This is a genomic window from Mesorhizobium norvegicum (assembly GCF_004919685.1).
Classification (GTDB): domain Bacteria; phylum Pseudomonadota; class Alphaproteobacteria; order Rhizobiales; family Rhizobiaceae; genus Mesorhizobium; species Mesorhizobium norvegicum.
Genome location: NZ_SMYZ01000045.1, coordinates 19,334 through 38,635, shown reverse-complemented (window position 1 = coordinate 38,635; position 19,302 = coordinate 19,334). Strand labels below are relative to the sequence as shown.

Annotated in this window: 16 protein-coding genes and 1 other RNA gene; 14 read left to right on the top strand and 3 right to left on the bottom strand. The window is 63.8% G+C overall.

The window, feature by feature from the left end; all coding sequences use genetic code 11:
* The first annotated feature begins 71 nt into the window (after positions 1–71).
* The 13 genes from ffs (at position 72) to FCU66_RS19225 (ending at position 12,394) form a co-directional block, all read left to right on the top strand.
* Positions 72–168: signal recognition particle sRNA small type (gene ffs, locus FCU66_RS19290), an RNA gene on the top strand.
* 105 nt (positions 169–273) lie between these two features.
* On the top strand, positions 274–2,091 hold the full coding sequence (locus FCU66_RS19285; protein ID WP_136619832.1) for a DNA polymerase III subunit gamma/tau: 1,818 nt from the start codon (positions 274–276) through the stop codon (positions 2,089–2,091).
* Between the two features lie 30 nt (positions 2,092–2,121).
* Positions 2,122–2,445 (top strand): YbaB/EbfC family nucleoid-associated protein, encoded by a 324-nt coding sequence (locus tag FCU66_RS19280; RefSeq protein ID WP_013527931.1) that lies wholly within the window; start codon positions 2,122–2,124, stop codon positions 2,443–2,445.
* 15 nt (positions 2,446–2,460) lie between these two features.
* The gene (locus FCU66_RS19275; protein WP_136619831.1) at positions 2,461–2,868 is read left to right on the top strand and encodes a hypothetical protein; all 408 of its coding nucleotides are present in this window, start codon (positions 2,461–2,463) and stop codon (positions 2,866–2,868) included.
* 253 nt (positions 2,869–3,121) lie between these two features.
* Positions 3,122–4,054, top strand: a complete 933-nt coding sequence (locus tag FCU66_RS19270) for a cell wall hydrolase (protein ID WP_136619830.1) — start codon at positions 3,122–3,124, stop codon at positions 4,052–4,054.
* 101 nt (positions 4,055–4,155) lie between these two features.
* Positions 4,156–4,761, top strand: coding sequence for a recombination mediator RecR (recR, locus tag FCU66_RS19265; protein ID WP_136619829.1), 606 nt, complete (start codon positions 4,156–4,158; stop codon positions 4,759–4,761).
* A gap of 177 nt (positions 4,762–4,938) precedes the next feature.
* Positions 4,939–6,216 (top strand): lytic murein transglycosylase, encoded by a 1,278-nt coding sequence (locus FCU66_RS19255; RefSeq protein WP_168992258.1) that lies wholly within the window; start codon positions 4,939–4,941, stop codon positions 6,214–6,216.
* A 354-nt stretch (positions 6,217–6,570) separates the two neighbouring features.
* Positions 6,571–8,214 (top strand): ABC transporter substrate-binding protein, encoded by a 1,644-nt coding sequence (locus tag FCU66_RS19250; RefSeq protein WP_136619828.1) that lies wholly within the window; start codon positions 6,571–6,573, stop codon positions 8,212–8,214.
* A gap of 18 nt (positions 8,215–8,232) precedes the next feature.
* Positions 8,233–9,300, top strand: coding sequence for an ABC transporter permease (locus FCU66_RS19245; protein WP_136619827.1), 1,068 nt, complete (start codon positions 8,233–8,235; stop codon positions 9,298–9,300).
* 196 nt (positions 9,301–9,496) lie between these two features.
* Positions 9,497–10,423: a nickel transporter permease gene (nikC, locus tag FCU66_RS19240; RefSeq protein ID WP_136619826.1), complete on the top strand. Its 927-nt coding sequence runs from the start codon at positions 9,497–9,499 to the stop codon at positions 10,421–10,423.
* Positions 10,420–11,265, top strand: coding sequence for an ABC transporter ATP-binding protein (locus FCU66_RS19235; protein WP_136619825.1), 846 nt, complete (start codon positions 10,420–10,422; stop codon positions 11,263–11,265). The genes nikC and FCU66_RS19235 overlap by 4 nt, the downstream gene beginning before the upstream one ends.
* On the top strand, positions 11,262–12,011 hold the full coding sequence (locus tag FCU66_RS19230; RefSeq protein ID WP_136619824.1) for an ABC transporter ATP-binding protein: 750 nt from the start codon (positions 11,262–11,264) through the stop codon (positions 12,009–12,011). The genes FCU66_RS19235 and FCU66_RS19230 overlap by 4 nt, the downstream gene beginning before the upstream one ends.
* A gap of 44 nt (positions 12,012–12,055) precedes the next feature.
* The gene (locus FCU66_RS19225) at positions 12,056–12,394 is read left to right on the top strand and encodes a hypothetical protein (protein ID WP_136619823.1); all 339 of its coding nucleotides are present in this window, start codon (positions 12,056–12,058) and stop codon (positions 12,392–12,394) included.
* Between the two features lie 12 nt (positions 12,395–12,406).
* Here the strand turns inward: FCU66_RS19225 and FCU66_RS19220 are convergent, their stop codons facing one another.
* Genes FCU66_RS19220 through FCU66_RS19210 form a run of 3 tightly spaced genes read right to left on the bottom strand, consistent with a single transcriptional unit; the run spans position 12,407 to position 17,711 of the window.
* Positions 12,407–15,505: an efflux RND transporter permease subunit gene (locus FCU66_RS19220; RefSeq protein ID WP_136619822.1), complete on the bottom strand. Its 3,099-nt coding sequence runs from the start codon at positions 15,503–15,505 to the stop codon at positions 12,407–12,409.
* Positions 15,502–16,581, bottom strand: a complete 1,080-nt coding sequence (locus FCU66_RS19215; RefSeq protein WP_136619821.1) for an efflux RND transporter periplasmic adaptor subunit — start codon at positions 16,579–16,581, stop codon at positions 15,502–15,504. The genes FCU66_RS19220 and FCU66_RS19215 overlap by 4 nt, the downstream gene beginning before the upstream one ends.
* Positions 16,578–17,711 carry an efflux RND transporter periplasmic adaptor subunit gene (locus tag FCU66_RS19210; RefSeq protein ID WP_136619820.1) on the bottom strand — a complete coding sequence of 378 codons (1,134 nt, stop codon included), beginning with the start codon at positions 17,709–17,711 and terminating at the stop codon, positions 16,578–16,580. The genes FCU66_RS19215 and FCU66_RS19210 overlap by 4 nt, the downstream gene beginning before the upstream one ends.
* A 238-nt stretch (positions 17,712–17,949) precedes the next feature.
* On the opposite strand from FCU66_RS19210, the gene FCU66_RS19205 reads away from it, so the two are divergent.
* Entirely contained in the window at positions 17,950–19,227 is a 1,278-nt protein-coding gene (locus FCU66_RS19205; RefSeq protein WP_136619819.1) for a 4-aminobutyrate--2-oxoglutarate transaminase, read from the top strand.
* Positions 19,228–19,302 lie beyond the last annotated feature (75 nt).

The window sequence follows — 19,302 nt, the reverse complement described above, 5'->3', positions numbered from 1 at the left end:
ACTCATCTGCTTACGACACGATTTCTCCGGCGCACTTGCATTTCGTCGCACAATTGCCGATATGGAAAGCGGGAGGTTGGTGGTGGACGATCCACTCGCCAACCGGGTCAGGTCCGGAAGGAAGCAGCCCTAACGAGCCCGGAACGGGTCATTGTTCCAGCCTCCCACCTCATCGGCCCCTCTCGCGACATTGACGACGCATTGCAGCGCGGGCGAGACTATGCGCAGGAATCGGCCGCCTTCGGGCGCGGCCATTTGGAGCTTTACGGGCGAATGAGCGAAGCCGGAAATTCGGGACCAAAAAGCCTGGAGATAGGCAAGGCCGCCGCCTATCGCGTTCTGGCGCGCAAGTACCGTCCTTCGAACTTCTCCGAACTGGTCGGCCAGGAGCCGACGGTGCGCACCCTCACCAATGCCTTTGCCACCGGCCGCATCGCCCAGGCCTGGATGCTGACCGGCGTGCGCGGCGTCGGCAAGACCACGACGGCGCGCATACTCGCGCGGGCCCTGAACTATAAAACTGCCACCGTCGACCAGCCTTCGGTCGACCTTGCCGTGCTCGGCGAGCATTGCCAGGCGATCATGGAAGGCCGCCATGTCGACGTCATCGAGATGGATGCCGCCTCGCACACCGGCATTGACGACATCAGGGACATCATCGAGCGCGTGCGCTACGCGCCGGTCTCGGCCCGCTACAAGGTCTACATCATCGACGAAGTGCACATGCTGTCGACGCAGGCCTTCAACGGCCTGCTGAAGACGCTGGAAGAGCCGCCGCCGCACGTCAAATTCATCTTCGCCACCACCGAAATCCGCAAGGTTCCGATCACCGTCCTGTCGCGCTGCCAGCGCTTTGACTTGAGGCGCATCGACGCCGGCGCGCTGGTCGCGCATCTCGCTTCGATCTCGGCCAAGGAAGGCATTTCGGTCGACGACGATGCGCTGGCGATGATCGCGCGCGCCGCCGAAGGCTCGGCCCGCGATTCGCTCTCCATCCTCGATCAGGCGATTGCGCATGGCGCCGGCTCGGTCAGCGCCGATGCGGTTCGGGCGATGCTGGGGCTCGCCGACCGCGCCCGCATCGTCGACCTGTTCGAACATGTGATGAAGGGCGATGTGGCGGCAGCCCTTGGCGAATTCCGCGCGCAGTACGACACCGGCGCCGATCCGGCTGCCGTGCTGACCGATCTTGCCGAATTCAACCATCTCGTCACCCGGCTGCGTTTCGTGCCGACGGCCATCGAGGATGCATCGCTCTCCGAGGACGAGCGGCAGCGCGGCGCGGATTTCGCCAGGACGCTGTCGGTCAGGGTGCTGTCGCGGACATGGCAGATGCTGCTCAAGGGCATTCCCGAGGTGCAGTCATCCAACCGGCCGGTGAGTGCCGCCGAAATGGTGCTGATCCGGCTGGCGCACGCCGCCGACCTGCCGACGCTGGACGAGGCGTTGAGATCGCTTGAGGGCGCAGCGCCGGTACAAAGCGGCGCGCCGCGTCCGAATGGTGCGCCCGCAGGGTCCGACAATGGCGGCGGCGCCAGCGCGATGGCGCAGACGCGCATGCCTGCCGGGTCGGGCGGCGCACAGACCATGCGGCTTGTGGAGACCACGCCCGCCCCCGTTGCCTTCGTCGCGCCGCCGGAACCGGTCGTGGAGACGCAATCGGCGCCGCTGAAATCGCTGGCCGACATCATTGCCCTGGCCGATGCGCAGCGCGACATCGCCTTCAAGGTGCAGGTCAAGAGCTATATCCGCCTTATGCGCATCGAGCCCGGCCGTATCGACGTCGGCCTGACCAGCGACGCGCCCAAGATGCTGCTCAACGACCTGACGACGAAGTTGCGCGCCTGGACCGGCCGCAGCTGGCTGGTCTCGCTGTCGAAGGAAGAGGGCGGCCAGACGCTTGCCGAAATGGAATCGGCAAAGCGCGAGAACGCCTTCCTCGATGCCAAGAGCGACCCGACGGTGGCCGCCATCCTGGCGCGCTTTCCCGGTGCCAAGATCATCGACGTGCGCATTCCAGACGCGCCGGAAGCCGAAACGACAGAGGCCGAAGTGCCGGTCGAGCCGCCGGCTGACGACGACGAAACCTGATCCAGCCACGAATCCGAAAAGGACCCGACCATGAAAGATCTTCTCGGCCTGATGGGCAAGGCGAAGGAAATGCAGGCCAAGTTCCAGGCCATGCAGGACGAGATCGCCACGCTGGAAGCGTCCGGCCAGGCCGGCGGCGGCCTGGTCAACGTGACGCTGACCGGAAAATTCGAGATGAAGTCGCTGAAGATCGATCCCTCCTTGTTCAAGGAGGACGATGTCGAAATCCTGGAAGACCTCGTGCTGGCCGCCCATAACGACGCCAAGACCAAGGTCGAGCAGATCATGCAGGAAAAAACCAAGGCGCTGACCGCCGGTCTGCCGATCCCGCCGGGAATGAAGCTGCCCTTCTAGCATTCGGCGCGCCCCATGACCGAAGAGCCCTCCGAAAGATTGATCGAGCAACGTATCCGCAACAGGATCTACGAAATCCTGGAAATCCTGGCTGACTGCGACGGCGGCGTCGATCTCGTCGGCATCAAGGGTTACTTCAATCTGTTCGAGGATTTCGTCCATCGCCCGTCGATCGAAGCCAGCACGTCGGCGCTTTCGAAGGACGAGCGCGCCATCGTGCTGGAGATCGCCGAATTTCTGGAAGCGGCCAGCGAGACAAACCCGGACTTCACCAAGGCCGAGTTCATCGAAAGCGACTGGCCGGCAAAGATTGCGCCGACGGCCAGGGACGCGCGGACGCTGTTCCTCCGGCGCGGCCTGTTTTCGGAGAAAATCGAAGAGGCTGAACCTGGCCAGCCGGCCGCGATCGCGGCCGGGCGGTAGACCGGTTCCAGGAAAAACGTGACGCGGTTTTCCCAGGAAAAGCGCGCAGCGCTTTCCCTGGGCAATTGCGGCGAAACAAAGAGAGAGCGGTCATCGCTTTTGTGAAACGATGGCTCGATCTATCTGGAAAGCCACGAAATTGTGCCAATTTGGCAACAGTGCGTTATTAATAACGTTTTGGCCATCATTTTGCCCGAAAGTGTCTCATTCTTGCCGCAGCCTGGGGGCGGGCACGAAGTGAGAGGGTTACCTGTTGATTTCCACGCGATGGAAGACGCCGCTGTTGCTCGGCGCCGTCATTTCACCCCTGTTTTTGGCTGCCTGCAGCCAGACCACTTCGCACGGCATGTCCGTTGCCAGCCTGACCGACGCCATCACGCCGAGTTTCCTGAGCTCCCGGGCCTACAGCCATACGCCGAAGGACAAGGAATGCCTGGAAAGGGCGATGTTCTTCGAGTCCAACCGCTCAAGCCGCGACGGCATGATCGCGGTCGGCACGGTGGTGATGAACCGGCTGCGCTCCGGTAACCACGGCAGCACCATCTGCCAGGTGGTGGGCGAACCCGGGCAGTTCGCGCCCGGCGTCATGACTAGGCCGATGAATTCACGCGCAATGCCCGATGTCGAGGAAGCAGCCGACGCCGTGCTCAAGGGCGAGCGCAAGGCCAAGCTCAAGAACACCATGTATTTCCACACCGCCGGGCTGCGCTTCCCCTACAAGAACATGCACTACACCATGGTTGCCGGCGGCAATGCCTTCTATGAGAAGCGCGGCCGCAACTGGCAGCCGCTGCCGGATGAGCCGCAGGTCGCCATTGCCTCGGCGGCACCGGAGAAGCCAGCCGCACCGGTGACGCTGGTCGCGTCCGCCGAGCCGGTGCGTCCGGCCAGGACTACAACCGTTCGATCCGCTCCTGCCCAACAGACCTATGTGACCGCAGCCGCGGCGCCGACCGCGAAATCCGCGCGTGTCTCGGCGGAGCCGATGGTGGTGGCGATGCAAGAGCCGATGGAGGAACCGGATGCCGCCCGTTTTGGCGGAACCTTGAACACAAGGACAAGGGTCATCTCCTCGGTCGAGGACGCGCCGCAAGAGGCGTCGATGGGATTCCAGTCGACACCTGAGAACACCGACGCCATCGGCGCGATGATTGTCAGCCAGGGCCGGCCGCTCGAAGCCAACTGATCTGCGCTCCATGGTCTGCCCAATGGTCCACTAAGCCAATATGGCGGGTCATGCGGATGCGGGATGTTCCAAAGCGCTCTGAAAAATCCTAGATCAGAGCGATGTCCAAGCGAATCGCCGGTCCCGAGATCGAACGCCTGATCCAGCTCCTGGCCAAGGTGCCGGGGCTGGGGCCCCGTTCGGCCAGGCGTGCCGCCCTTCATCTGATCAAGAAGAAGGAACAGCTGCTGTCGCCACTGGCCGCCGCCATGGCCGAGGCGGCCGACAAGGTGCGCATCTGCTCGACCTGCGGCAATGTCGATACATCAGACCCTTGCATGATCTGCACCGATCCGCGCCGTGATGCCGGCACCATCATCGTTGTCGAGGACGTAGCCGACCTGTGGGCGCTGGAGCGCGCGGCGGCGATGAATGTGCGCTACCACGTGCTCGGCGGCACGCTGTCGCCGCTCGACGGCATCGGCCCCGACCAGCTCAACATGCGCTCGCTGGTCGACCGTGTCGCCGGTGGCGAGGTCAAGGAGATCATCCTTGCGGTCAACGCGACGGTGGAGGGCCAGACGACCGCGCATTACCTCACCGACCAGCTGTCCGGCTTCGACATCAAGGTGACACGGCTTGCGCACGGCGTGCCCGTCGGCGGCGAACTCGACTATCTCGACGAAGGCACGCTGGCCGCCGCGCTGCGCTCGCGGACGGCGTTTTGACAAAGTTACGGGAGAGGGTGCGGATCATGATTGTTGCGCATCCCTCGAGGCTGGTGCCAAACACCCCCCTCTGTCCTGCNNGGGGGAGATCGGATGTCATCTTTGCTTTCGCCAATCGCCGACGTTGCAGGAAGAGCGCCGCCGATGAAGCGGCCAATCTCCCCCCTTGCGGGGGAGATGTCCGGCAGGACAGAGGGGGGTGTGAAGGATCGCAAGCCTCTCAGATTGGCTCTGTTTTCCTTTTTTGCAGTTCTTCTCGCGGTCCTCTTTTCCACCCCCGCCTCCGCCGCAAAGATCGACGACCAGTTCCGCGCCTGGCTGCAGAGCGACCTCTGGCCGCAAGCCAAGGCGAAAGGCATTTCCAAAAAAAACTTCGATGCCGCCTTCGATGGCATCAAGCCCAACCTGAAGCTGCCCGACCTGGTCAAGCCGGGCGATAAGGCGACCACGCCGCAGAAACAGCACCAGGCCGAATTCGGCTCGCCCGGCGCCTATTTCGCCGAGAAGACGGTTGGCGCGGTGACATCAGGCGGACGCGCGCGTGAAGCCACCAATGCCAGGACACTTGCGGCCATCGAAAAGCGCTATGGTGTGCCGGGCGAAGTGCTGCTGGCGATCTGGGGCCGCGAGACCGGCTTCGGCGCGGCGAAGATGCCTTATGACGCCTTCGAGGTGCTGGGCACCAAGGCGTTCATGTCGACCAAGAAGGATTTCTTCCGCACCGAACTGCTTGCCGCACTCGAAATCGTCGAGCGCGGGCTGGCCCCGGTCGGCGCGATGAAATCGTCCTGGGCCGGCGCGCTCGGCCAGCCGCAATTCATGCCGACCTCGTTCCTGAAACATGCCGTCGATTTCGACGGCGACGGCCGTGTCGACATCTGGAACTCGACGCCGGACGTGCTGGCCTCGATCGCCAACTGTCTCGTCCATTATGGTTGGGTGAAGGGCCGTGGCTGGGGTTTCGAGGTGACCGTGCCGGAAACGGTCTCGTGTTCGCTGGAAGGTCCGGACCAGGGCAAGAACATCTCCGCGTGGGCGGCAATGGGCATCAAGCGCGTTGGCGGAAAACCGTTTCCGGCCAGTGAGCTGAAGGTCGAGGGATTTCTGCTGATGCCGGCCGGGCGCAGCGGCCCGGCCTTTATCGCCACGCCCAATTTCTACGTGCTGAAGGAATACAACACCAGCGACCTCTACGCGCTGTTCATCGGCCATGGCGCCGATCGCATCGCCCATGGCGATCAGAATTTTGCCGGCAGCTGGGGCGCGGTCGGCGGGCTCCACCGCTCGGACATCGCCGCCCTGCAACGCGCGCTGGAAGCCAAGGGCTATGATGTCGGCAGCGCCGACGGACTGCCCGGCTTCAAGACCCGCCGCTCCATCGGAAAGTGGCAAGCCAAAAACGGCCGCGCTGCCACCTGCTTCCCTGACGCCGACCTGGTCTCGGTGCTGAAGTAGTTCCGCGATAAGCATGATCCCGAAAAGTGGGGACCGGTTTTCGGGCAAAGATCATGCTCAAACAAAAAGATAGAGCCCCCGTCCCGATTCTATCGGGACGGACAGGCTCTAGAAGATTTTTCCCGATTGGCGGCATCGATTAGCCGGCGTATGCGTCGACTCGCTATTGGCCATTCTGGTCCAATACGCCGTCTTGCAAATGCTCGTTGCCGGCTTGCAGGTCGCCGGATATGGTGTTGACCAACTGGACAAAAACCACGACGGTAAGTGGGCAGAGGGCCGTTGTGGCCTCGAAAAGAATACTGCAATCCTGAGCCGGGAACTCAGGGATCAACAAAACAGGGAACAATCACGATGATGATGGAAAAGTTTGCTCTACGCTCCCGCATCTTGCTCGCGGGTGCAGCCATGTCCGCGCTGCTTCTGGCAGGCGCACCAGCTGGCGCGGTCACGCCCGCCGACACGCTGGTCGAAGGTTTCGCGATCGACGACATCATCTCCATGGATCCGGGCGAGGCGTTCGAGCTGTCGACCGCCGAGGTCACCGGCAACACCTATGACCTGCTGGTCCGTCTCGACCTCAGCGACACCTCCAAGGTCAAGGGCGACCTCGCCGAAAGCTGGACCGTCTCCGACGACGGCCTGACCTACACCTTCAAGCTCAAGCCCGGCCTCAAATTCGCCTCCGGCAATCCGATCACCGCGGCCGACGTCGCCTGGACTTTCGAGCGCGTCATCAAGCTGGACAAGAGCCCGGCCTTCATCATCGGCCAGTTCGGCATCAGCGGCGACAACGTCACCGAAAAGGCCAAGGCGGTCGACGACAGCACCTTCCAGTTCACAGTCGACAAGGCCTATGCGCCGAGCTTCGTGCTGAACTGCCTGTCGGCAACGGTCGCTTCGGTGGTCGACGCCAAGGTGGTCAAGGAACATATCGCTGCGGTCACGCCAAGCGCCGACTACAAATGGGACAATGATTTCGGCAATGCCTGGCTGAAGACCGGTTATGCCGGCTCCGGCGTCTTCAAGCTGCGCGAATGGCGCGCCAACGAGGCTGTCGTTCTCGAGCGCAACGACAATTACTACGGCGAAAAGGCCAAGCTTGCCCGCGTCATCTATCGCAACATGAAGGAAAGCTCGGGCCAGCGCCTGGCGCTCGAAGCCGGCGACATCGACGTTGCCCGCAATCTCGAGCCGAACGATCTCGACGCCATCGCCAAGAACGCCGACCTCACCACCACCAGCGCGCCGAAGGGCACGGTCTACTACATCAGCCTCAACCAGAAGAACGCGAACCTCGCCAAGCCGGAGGTCCGCCAAGCCTTCAAATATCTGGTCGACTATGATGCCTTGAGCTCGACCATCCTCAAGGGCATCGGCGAAATCCACCAGACCTTCCTGCCCAAGGGCGTGCTCGGTGAACTCGACGAGAATCCGTTCAAGCTCGACGTCGCCAAGGCCAAGGAATTGCTGGCCAAGGCGGGTCTGCCCGACGGCTTCAGCGTAACCATGGACGTACGCACCGGCCAGCCGACGACCGGCATGGCGGAATCGATCCAGCAGACGCTGGGCCAGGCCGGCATCAAGCTCGAGATCATTCCGGGCGACGGCAAGCAGACGCTGACCAAGTATCGCGCCCGCAATCACGATATCTATATCGGCCAGTGGGGTCAGGATTATTTCGATCCGAACTCCAACGCCCAGACCTTTGCCTCGAACCCGGACAATTCGGATGCAGCCAAGACCAAGACGCTGGCCTGGCGCAACGCCTGGGACATTCCGGATCTGACCAAACAGACGGAAGCGGCGCTGCTCGAGAAGGATGCGGGCAAGCGCGCCGATATGTACAAGGACCTTGAGAAGAAGATCCTCGACACCAGCCCCTTCGTCGTCATCCACCAGCAGCTGGAAGTCGCCGGCCTGCGCAAGAACCTCAAGGGTTTTGCGCTCGGCCCGAGCTTCGACAGCAATTTCGTCGGGCCGGTGTCCAAGGAATAGTGTTCGCGGACACGCCGCATGAGCGCGGTTGAAAAAGAAGTGGCGGCGGGGCGCGGCAGCGCGCGCGCCATCGCCATTGCATCATCGCTTGGCCGTTTCCTGGTCATCGCGATCACGACCTATCTTGGTCTGCTCGCGGTCACCTTCTTCATCGGCCGTGTCATCCCGATCGACCCGGTGCTGGCGGTGCTGGGCGACCGGGCGCCGGCCAATGTCGTCGAGCGCACACGTCGCGAGATGGGCCTCGACCTGCCGCTGGTCGAGCAGTTCTACATCTACGTGAAAAATGCCCTGAACGGCAATTTCGGCACCTCCGTGCTGACCACCAACCCGGTCATGACCGACATTCGCCGCGCGCTGCCGGCAACGACGGAACTGGCGACGCTGGGGACGCTGATCGGTGCGCTGTTCGGCGTGCCGCTTGGCGTTCTGGCCGCGGTCAGGCGCGGCAGTCTCATCGACCAGATCGTGCGCGTCATCGGCCTGATCGGCTATTCCGTGCCGATCTTCTGGCTCGGCCTGCTGGCACTGGTGCTGTTCTACGCCAAGCTGCAATGGGTCGCTTTCCCGGCCCGGCTTGACGTCGTCTACGAATACACCTTCACACCGATCACCGGCTTCTACCTTCTGGATTCCCTGTGGCAGGGGCAGTGGGATGTTTTTTATGATGCCTTCCGCCACATCATCCTGCCGGCCTCGCTGCTCGGTTATTTCTCGCTTGCCTATATCAGCCGTATGACGCGCTCGTTCATGCTCAACGAGTTGACGCAGGAATACATCGTCGCGGCGCGCGCCAAGGGCCTGTCGGAAACCCGCATCATCTGGGGCCACGCGCTGCGCAATGCGGCGGTGCCGATGGTGACGGTGATCGCGCTCTCCTATGCCGGGCTGCTCGAAGGCTCGGTGTTGACCGAGACCGTGTTCTCGTGGCCCGGCATCGGCCTCTACATCACCAACTCGCTGCAGAACGCCGACATGAATGCCGTGCTCGGCGGCACCATCGTCATCGGTTCGGTCTTCATCGCCATCAACCTTCTCTCCGACCTGCTCTACCGCGTGCTCGATCCGAGGACGAAGGTAAGATGAGCAGAGGTATCCTACTTTCGGGCCCAGCTGCGGCCAATCACCCCCACTCCGGCCCTTCGGGCCACCTCTCCCCCTGCCCGGGGGAGAGGAAAAGCCGGTCGCACGCTTGGCGCCTTTCCTCTCCCCCGTCGAACGGGGGAGAGGTGGTCTGCGAAGCAGACCGGAGTGGGGGTCGACAGCTCCAAGAGGCATCGTCATGAGCGCCTCCGACGCCCGCCCTCTCTCTCGTCGGGATTGGCTGCTCAGCGAGCGGCCGGCCTCGCGCATGCAGGCAAGGCTCGGCCGCGCCTATGTGGCGTGGCGGCGCTTTTCCGCCAACCGGCTCGCGTTTCTCGGCCTGCTCATCATCATAGCCCTGCTGGTCGTTGCTGCCCTTGCCGGCGTGCTGGCGCCCTATTCGCCGACATTCGGCGACCTGAAGAACGCACGTCTGCTGGCGCCGAGCGCCGAGCACTGGTTCGGCACCGACGATCTCGGCCGCGACATCCTTTCGCGCATCCTCTACGGCTCGCGCTGGACGCTCTACGTGGTCATCCTGGTTGCCATCATCGCCGCACCCATCGGCCTTCTGGTCGGCACCGTCGCAGGCTATGCCGGCGGCTGGACCGATGCGGTCCTGATGCGCATCACCGATATCTTCCTCGCCTTCCCCAAGCTGATCCTGGCGTTGGCCTTCGTCGCCGCACTCGGGCCTGGCATCGAGAATGCGGTGCTGGCCATCGCCATCACCTCATGGCCGCCTTACGCCCGCATCGCGCGGGCAGAGACGCTGACGGTGCGCAATTCCGATTACATCAAGGCGGTGCAACTGATGGGCGCCTCGCCCTTCCGCATCGTGCTGCGCCACATCATGCCGCTGTGCATCTCCTCGCTGATCATCCGGGTGACGCTCGACATGGCAGGCATCATCCTGACCGCCGCCGGGCTCGGTTTCCTCGGCCTCGGCGCGCAGCCTCCGCTGCCCGAATGGGGCACCATGATCGCTTCGGGTCGCCGCTTCGTGCTCGATCAGTGGTGGGTGGCCGGTGCGCCGGGCTTCGCCATCCTCATCGTCAGCCTCGGCTTCAACCTGCTCGGCGACGGCCTGCGCGACGCGCTCGATCCGCGGAGCGGCGACCAATGAGCGGGGAGACAAAGACGCTTCTCGACGTCGAGGATCTACGCGTGACCTTCCCGACCCGCACCGGGCTGATCGAGGCGGTGCGCGGCGTCTCCTTCTCGCTTGGCCGCGAACGGCTCGGCATCGTCGGCGAATCCGGCTCGGGCAAGTCGCAAACCGGCCGCGCCATCATGGGCCTGACGCCGCCGCAAGCGCGGATATCGGCCAACAAGCTCGCCTTCGACGGTATCGACCTGCTGGCGGCATCGCCACGCGAACGCCGGGCGCTGCGCGGCAAACGCATCGCCATGATCCTTCAGGATCCGAAATATTCGCTCGACCCGGTGATGAGCATCGGCCGCCAGATCGTCGAGACGCTGCGCACCCATGAAAAGGTCGGCAAGGCCGAAGCGCGCGACCGCGCGTTGGCGATGCTGGAGGCGGTGCAGATCCGCGATCCCTCTCGCGTCTTCGACCTGCATCCCCATGAAGTGTCCGGCGGCATGGGCCAGCGCGCCATGATCGCCATGATGCTGATCGCCGGGCCGGAAATGATGATTGCCGACGAGCCGACCTCAGCGCTCGATGTCACCGTGCAGCTCGATGTGCTCGGCATCCTCGACCGGCTGGTCAGCGAGCGCGGCATGGGGCTGATCTTCATCTCGCACGATTTGCGTCTGGTCTCGTCCTTCTGCGACCGCGTCATCGTCATGTATGCCGGCAAGGTGGTCGAGCAGCTCAAGGCCTCGGAACTCGGCCGTGCCCAGCACCCCTACACGCGTGGCCTGCTCAACTGCATGCCCAAGATCGGCGCCGACCGTCACCCGCTGCCGGTGCTCGACCGCAAGCCGGAGTGGGCGGCATGACTTCTGCGATTGCCGTCGACAGGCTGGAAGTGATCTTCGACCGTTTTCGCGCGCTGAAGGGCGTCAGCCTCGACGTGCAGCCGGGTGAATCCTTTGGCCTGGTCGGCGAATCCGGCTCCGGCAAATCGACGCTGTTGCGGGCCATCGCCGGCCTCGCGCCGGTCGCTTCGGGCAGCATCGCCGTCAACGGCAAGACGCTCGGCGCGCGCCGCGACAAGGCCTTCTACCGCGAAGTGCAGATGGTCTTCCAGGACCCGTACGGCTCGCTGCACCCACGCCAGACCGTCGACCGCCTTTTGCAGGAGCCGCTTGCCATCCATGGTTTTGCCGACGGCGAAAAGCGCATCCAGCGGGCGCTCGACGAGGTTGGCCTCGGAAACGGTTTTCGGTTCCGCTATTCGCACCAGCTCTCCGGCGGCCAGCGCCAGCGTGTGGCGATCGCCCGTGCGCTGATCCTCGAACCGTCGATCCTGCTGCTCGACGAGCCGACTTCGGCGCTCGACGCCTCGGTGCAGGCCGAAGTGCTCAACCTTCTGGAAGAGATCCGTAAGCGGCGCAAGCTGACCTTCCTGATGGTCAGCCACGACCTCGCCATCATCACCCATATGTGCGAGCGGCTGATGGTGATGCAAAGCGGCGAGGCGGTTGAGAACCTGGCGGCCAATGACCTTGTCGAGCGTCGCGTGACGAAGGATTATACGCGCAATCTGCTCAGGGCCAGCGACGGGTTTGTTAGATCCGATTGAAGCGTCTTCCTGTGTGCAGAACCAACCGTTTTCAGAGAAATTCCATGGACGAATGGAAGTTTGCAGATCCACCCAATGTCGCGGTGCTATCGGACAAGAGTATATTTAAACGTAACGACTGGATCGCATACGTTGTGCATGAAGCTGACGACGACGATGCCGATAATGATGAAGGTGGCAGTTGGCAATTTCACAGCAGCGACACGCGAGATTGGGACGAACGCGAGATAATGCTCGTCGGCCTGCAGGAGGTGGTTCGGCGGGATGAAAGCATCTTGGCGTTGGCCGATTTGCCAAAAGGATGGCATGCTTGGCGCAGTTCCAAATCGTCGCCTTGGCAGCGCGCCAAATCACTCCCTGTACCCTCCAACGACAACGAGTGATGCAGCAGGGCCTTAAGTCGAGCTTTGCGCCAGTTCGCCGTTCTCCGGAACGGATGGTTCGTCCCCCTGCTTCGGCTCCTTGAGCCTGAACCACGTCACATAAAGCGCCGGCAGGAACAGCAGCGTAATCGCCGTGCCGGCAATGATGCCGCCCATCATGGCGTAGGCCATCGGCCCCCAGAACACTTCGCGTGCGATCGGGATCAGTGCCAGGCTGGCGGCGGCAGCCGTCAGCGCGATCGGCCGCATGCGGTGTTCGGTCGCTTCGATGACGGCCGCCCAGCGGTCCTTGCCTTCGGCGACGAGGTCCTCGATCTGCACGATCAGGATGACCGAGTTGCGGATCAGGATGCCGATCAGTGCCAGCACGCCGAGGATGGCGACGAAGCCAAGCGGCGCGCCGCTGGGCACCAAGGCCGCCACCACGCCGATCAGGCCGAGCGGCGCCACGGCAACGACCAGGAACAGGCGTTGGAAGCTTTGCAACTGCACCATCAGGATCGTGGCCATCACGAACAGCATCAACGGCACCACCGCCGCGATCGGTCCCTGGCTTTTGCCGCTTTCCTCGACCGAGCCGGCGGTCTCGATCGAATAGCCCGGTGGCAGTTTGGCAATGAAGGCGTCGACCGATGGCTTCAGTTCGTTGACGACGGTTGCCGGCAACGTGTCGCCGACCAGGCCGGCGCGCACGGTGATGGTCGGTATGCGGTCGCGCCGCCACACCGTTGGCTGCTCAAGGTCGTAGCGGAAGTTGGCGACGGCCGCGAGCGGGATCGCCTCGCCGGTGCTGGTCGGCAGTTGCATGTTCTGCAACGTCTCGATCGAGCCGCGTTCGGCATCGCGTGAGCGCGCCACGACATTGATCAGGTAGGTGGCGTCGCGCACCTGGGTGATGGTGGCGCCGCCAACCGTGCTGTTGAGCGCGCTGGCGATATCGGAGGAGGTGATGCCGAGCTGGCGTGCCTTGTCCTGCAGCACGTCGACCCTCAACACGCGCTGCGGCTCGTTCCAGTCGAAGGTCGGCGCGGCGAGCTTGGGATTGGCCGAAATGATGCCAGCGAATTGCTGCGCCAGCCCGCGCACCGTCTGGACGTCGGGACCACCGACGCGGTACTGCACGGGTCGGCCGACCGGCGGTCCGAGCTCGAGCGGCTTGACGAAGGCGTCGGTGCCGACGAATTCCTCGCGCAGCAGTTTCTCCAGCGCAGGCTTCACCCGGTTGCGAGCCTCGATGCTCTTGGTGACGATAACGGTCTGGCCGAAATAGGGGTTGGCCGGCTGCACGTCATAAGCCAGCACGAAACGCACCGCGCCCTGGCCAATATAGGACGAGAAATGGTCGATGTCGGGATTGCCGACCAGCGCCCGCTGCTCGAACCGCTCCATCTGGTCGCGCGTCTCGGCGATCGATGAGTTCTGCGGCAGGTTCCAGTCGACGATCAGCTCCGGCCGGTCCGATGGTGGAAAGAACTGCTGCTGTACCAGGCCGAAGCCGGCGATCGAGCCGGCAAACAACAGCACCGTGGCGATGATGGTCAGCCAGTGATGGCGCACCGAGCCGACAAGCACACGCCGGAACAGCGACGTGAAGCGGCCGGGCTGGTCGTGATGCTTCGTCTTCATCGTTGCCGGCAGGATGGTGACGCCAAGCAGCGGCGCGAACAGCACCGCCACAATCCAGGACACCAGCAGCGACACGGCGATGACAACGAACAGGGTGAAGGTGTATTCGCCGGCTGCACTGTTGTTGAGGCCGATCGGAATGAAGCCGGCGACCGTCACCAGTGTACCGGTCAGCATCGGGAAGGCGGTGGATGTGTAGACATGGGTCGCCGCCTTGCGCAGATTGTCGCCGACCTCCAGCCGCGCCACCATCATCTCGACCGCGATCATGGCGTCGTCGACCAGGAGCCCGAGCGCGATGATCAGCGCGCCGAGTGAAATGCGCTGCAACGATATCCCGAGATATTCCATGACGGTGAAGGTGATGGCCAGCACCAGCGGGATCGACAGTGCCACGACGAAGCCGGCGCGCATGCCGAGGCTGATGAAGGACACCGCGAGCACGATCGCCACCGCCTCGAACAGCGCGCGCGTAAAGCCCGAGACCGCCTCCTCGACGATGACCGGCTGGTCGGCGACCAGATGCACGCCGACGCCGACCGGCAGGTCGGCCAACACCTTGTTCATCTCCTGGTGCAGCGCCTCGCCGAATTTGAGCAGATTGGCGTTGGGTTTCATGCCGATGGCGAGTCCGATCGCATCCTGGCCGTTGAAGCGGAACAGCGCCGCCGGTGGATCGACATAGCCGCGCGTGATCGTCGCCACATCGCTCAGCCGGAAGAAGCGGTCGTTGACGCGCAGATTGATGGCGCGCAGACTCTCTTCGGAAGTGAATTGGCCGCCGACGCGCACGCTGATACGCTCCGGGCCGGACTGAATGACGCCGGACGGCGTGATCGCGTTCTGCGCCTGCAGGCTGGCGACAATCGCTTGCTGGTTGAGGCCAAGGGCCGCGATCTGGCGGGTCGAGAATTCGAGATAGATCGCCTCGTCCTGGGCGCCGACCAGATCCACCTTGCCCGCATTCGGTACGGTCAGGATTTTTGTGCGGACATCCTCGACATAGTCGCGCAGCTGGCGCGGCGTCAGCCCGTCCGACGTGAAGGCATAGATGTTGCCGTAGACGTCGCCGAAGCGGTCGTTGAAGAACGGTCCCTGCACGCCTTGCGGGAACTGCGCCTTGATATCGTTGACCATGTTGCGCACCTGAATCCAGTTCGGCACGACATCGCGCGCCTTGGTGGTATCCTTCAGGTTGACGAAGATGACGGTCTGGCCGGCGGTAGTGACCGATTTGGTGTAGTCGAGGCTGTCGAGCTCCTCGAGCTTCTTCTCGATGCGGTCTGTCACCTGACGCAGCGTCTCGTTGACTGAGGCTCCGGGCCAGTTGGCTTGGATGATCATCGTCTTGATGGTGAAGGCCGGGTCTTCCTCGCGGCCGAGATTGAGATAGGAGAACACGCCGGCCACGACGAAGACCAGCATGAAGTACCACACCAGCGAACGGTGGTTGAGCGCCCAGTCGGAGAGATTGAAGCCTTTCATGAGGCCCCTCCCTCGGGCACTTTCACCTTCTGGCCTTCGCTCAGGCTGTGCACGCCGGCGGTGACGACACGCATGCCGGCCTCCAGCCCTTCGGCGACGGTAAAGGTGGCGGCGCCCTTGGCGGCAACCTTGATCTCGTGCGCGCTCACGCTCGATGTCTGCGGGTCGACGATCCACACTCTGTCGGAACCGTCTTTTTCGAGCAGTGCCGACATCGGCAGCTCGATCGTCGGCGCCACCTTGGTCATACGGGTCGCCGTCACCGTCGAGCCGAGCCGGAAGGCCTGCGGCGGATCGGTGAGAGTCAGCTTGACGCGCCGCGTGCGGGTCGAGCCCTCGGCCTGTGGCGCGATCTCGCGCAGTTTGGCCTCGGTCTGGATTGTCGGTAGCGATTGCAGGATGACCTGGAATGGCGCGCCGGCCGTGAGGTCACCGATCAACTGGTCGGGAATGTCGACCACCGCCTCGCGCAGATCCGAGCGCGCCACCGTGACGACCGTCTGGCCAGGTGAGACGGTCTGACCGACCTCGGCGCCGACCGCGGTGACGACGCCGTCGAAATCCGAAAACAGGCGGGCATAACCTAGCTGTTCCTGCGATTTGGCAAGGGAAGCCTTGGCTCGTTCGACGCTGGCCTCTGCGGCTTTCCGTGCCTGCTGCGCGGCATCGAAAACGGCCTGGGAGGCATTGGCCGAAGCGAGCAGCTGTTGCTGTCGTTCCTCGCTGGCGGCGGCGTTGGCGAACTGTGCTTCGGTATTGGAGAGCTCGGCCTTGGCGGCCTGGACGGCCAGCTCCAGCGCGGTAGGGTCGAGCGCGGCAATCGTCGTGCCCTTGCTGACGATATCGCCGACATTGATGTCGCGCGAGACGACCCGGCCAAGCAGGCGGAAGGCAAGGTCGGCGCTGACCTGCGGTTCGACCGAGCCGGCAAAGCCGAAGGTCTGGGTGGTGCGCGGCTCGACCACGACCGACAGCACCGGCCGGATGATTTCCGGCGGCTTTTCATCCGATTTCGAGCAGCCGGCGAGCGCGCCAAGTGCGAACAGGCCCAGCAGTATACGCGGCAGCCGGCTCATTGGGCCGCTCCCGATATCTCGACCGTCTGTCCGGAACTGAGCAATTGCCCGCCTGCGGTAACGACGCTTTGGCCTTCGTTCAGCCCGCTGGCGATGACGACCGTGCCCGAATCGAAGGCCAGGACCTCGACCCGCGTCGCCGCAACCGCCTTGGTCGAGGGATCGACGACCCACACCGCCGGGTTGCCGGCGCTGGACGTCAGCGCCTGCCAGGGCAACAGGATCACCTTCGCCGGTCTGGCGCTGACCGAGCCGATGACGGCGGCTCCCAGCGGCATGCCGGCGGGCGTGTCGGGAATGGCGACCTTGACCCGAATCGAGCCCGACGCCGGATCAACCGCCGGCGAGATTTCACGTACCTTGCCTGTCGCCCGGACCTGCGGGTCGGACAACAGTGTGATCGTCACCGCCGGAGAGGCCGGCGTCCTGGCGACCAGCGTTTCCTGCACGTTGAACACCGCGTCGCGGTCGCCGTCCTCGGCGACAGTGAAGACGGTTTGCGCCGCTTGTACCACTTGCCCGGTTTCGACCTGGCGGGCGGTGATGACGCCGGCGGCGCCGGCCTTGAGTTCGGTGAAGGACAGGTTTTGCTGGGCGTTGGCGAGCGCGCTCTGCGCGGCATCGACACTGCCTTGCGCCACTTTCAGCGCCTGGTCGGCGGCGTCATAATCGCGCCTGGTGGTAAAGCCCTGGGCAAGCAGCGTCTTCTGCCGCTCGAAGGCGGCGGCGGACTGGGTCAGTTGCGCCTGTCCTGCGTCAAGATCGGCCTGTGCCGAGCGCAGATCCGATTGCTGCTCCTGCGGATCGATGCGGGCAAGTACCGCGCCTTGGTCGACATGCTGGCCGACATCGACAAGCCGCTCGGCGACGCGGCCGCCGACCCGGAACGACAGATTGTTCAGCGTGCGCGCGGCGATCACCCCGGTCAGTGAGGTCCTCGGCGCATAGTCGGCCAGCGCTACCGTTTCGGTGCGCACCATGATCGGCAGCTTGTGCTCAGCCGCTTCCTGCTTCTGGCAACCGGCAAGAAGCAGGCTGGCCATCGCGCAGGCGAGGATTGAGGCGGTTCGAAACGGCAAAAGGCTGGAGGGCGGTGATTGCAAGGCGGACGATGTCGCGTTCCTTGTCATGGCTTCCCCTGCCTGCGTGGGACGCTCCCATTGGAGCCTCGCGGGCTGTCCGAAGATAATCGATCTCTTGGAAAAGGGAACCTCCCTCGTACGCGTATCGGTCGACTGGTTAAGGCGGCGCCGGGATCACAGGCCCAATCGCCTGCCGGTGGTGCCGACTTGAGGAAAACGTGAAATAAGGTCAGAAGACATGTCAGCGGCATCAAACAAGAACGGGCGCCGGCCCGATGAGGACACCATGAAGAATTCAGCTATTTCCGAACGCAAGAACCAGTCGATCTCGCGCGGCGTCGGCATGACCACGCAGATCTATGCCGACCGGGCGGAGAATTCGGAGATCTGGGATGTCGAAGGCCGCCGCTACATCGATTTTTCGTCGGGTATCGCCGTCGTCAACACCGGTCATCGCCACCCCAAGGTGATCGAGGCGGTCAAGGCGCAGCTCGACCGCTTCACCCACACCTGCCATCAGGTGGTGCCCTATGAGAGCTATGTGCGGCTGGCCGAACGGCTGAACGCCATGCTTCCCGGCAAGTTCGAGAAGAAGACGATCTTCGTCACGACCGGCGCCGAGGCGGTCGAGAACGCCATCAAGATCGCCCGCAACGCCACCGGTCGCCCGGCGGTCATCGCCTTCGCCGGCGGCTTCCATGGCCGCACCTTCATGGGCATGGCGCTGACCGGTAAGGTCGTGCCCTACAAGGTCGGCTTCGGCGCCATGCCGGGCGACGTCTACCACGCGCCGTTCCCGGTGCCGCTGCACGGCGTTTCGGTCGCCGATTCGCTGGCCGCACTCGACCGGCTGTTCAAGGCGGATGTCGACCCGGCCCGCGTCGCCGCCATCATCATCGAGCCGGTTCAGGGCGAGGGCGGCTTCTACGAGGCGCCGCGGGACTTCCTGGTTGCGCTGCGCAAGCTTTGCGACCAGCACGGCATGCTGCTGATCGCCGACGAAGTGCAGACCGGCTTTGCCCGCACCGGCAAGATGTTCGCGATGGATCACCATGAAGTGGCGGCCGACATCACCACCATGGCCAAGAGCCTGGCCGGCGGTTTCCCGCTGGCCGCGGTCACCGGTCGCGCCGAAATCATGGATGCGCCCGGCCCCGGCGGGCTCGGCGGCACCTATGGCGGCAGCCCGATCGGCGTCGCCGCCGCTCACGCCGTGCTCGACGTGATCGACGAGGAGAAGCTGTGCGACCGCGCCAACACGCTGGGTGCAAGGCTGAAGCAGCGGCTGCAGTCGATCCGCGACGACGTGCCCGAGATCGTCGACATCCGGGGTCTCGGCTTCATGAACGCCGTCGAGTTCAATGACGTCAAGAAGGGCCTGCCGTCGGCCGAGATCGCCAATGCGATCCGGCTGAAGGCACTCGACAAGGGCCTGATCCTCTTGACCTGCGGCGTCTACGGCAACGTCATCCGCTTCCTCGCCCCGATCACCATCCAGGACGGCGTCATGAACGAGGCGCTCGACATCCTGGAAAGCTCGATCCGCGAAGTCTGCGCTGCCTGAGCTGGAGCGCTTGCCTTCTCCCCGTCACTATACGGGGAGAAGGTGCCGGCAGGCGGATGAGGGGCAGCGCCGACG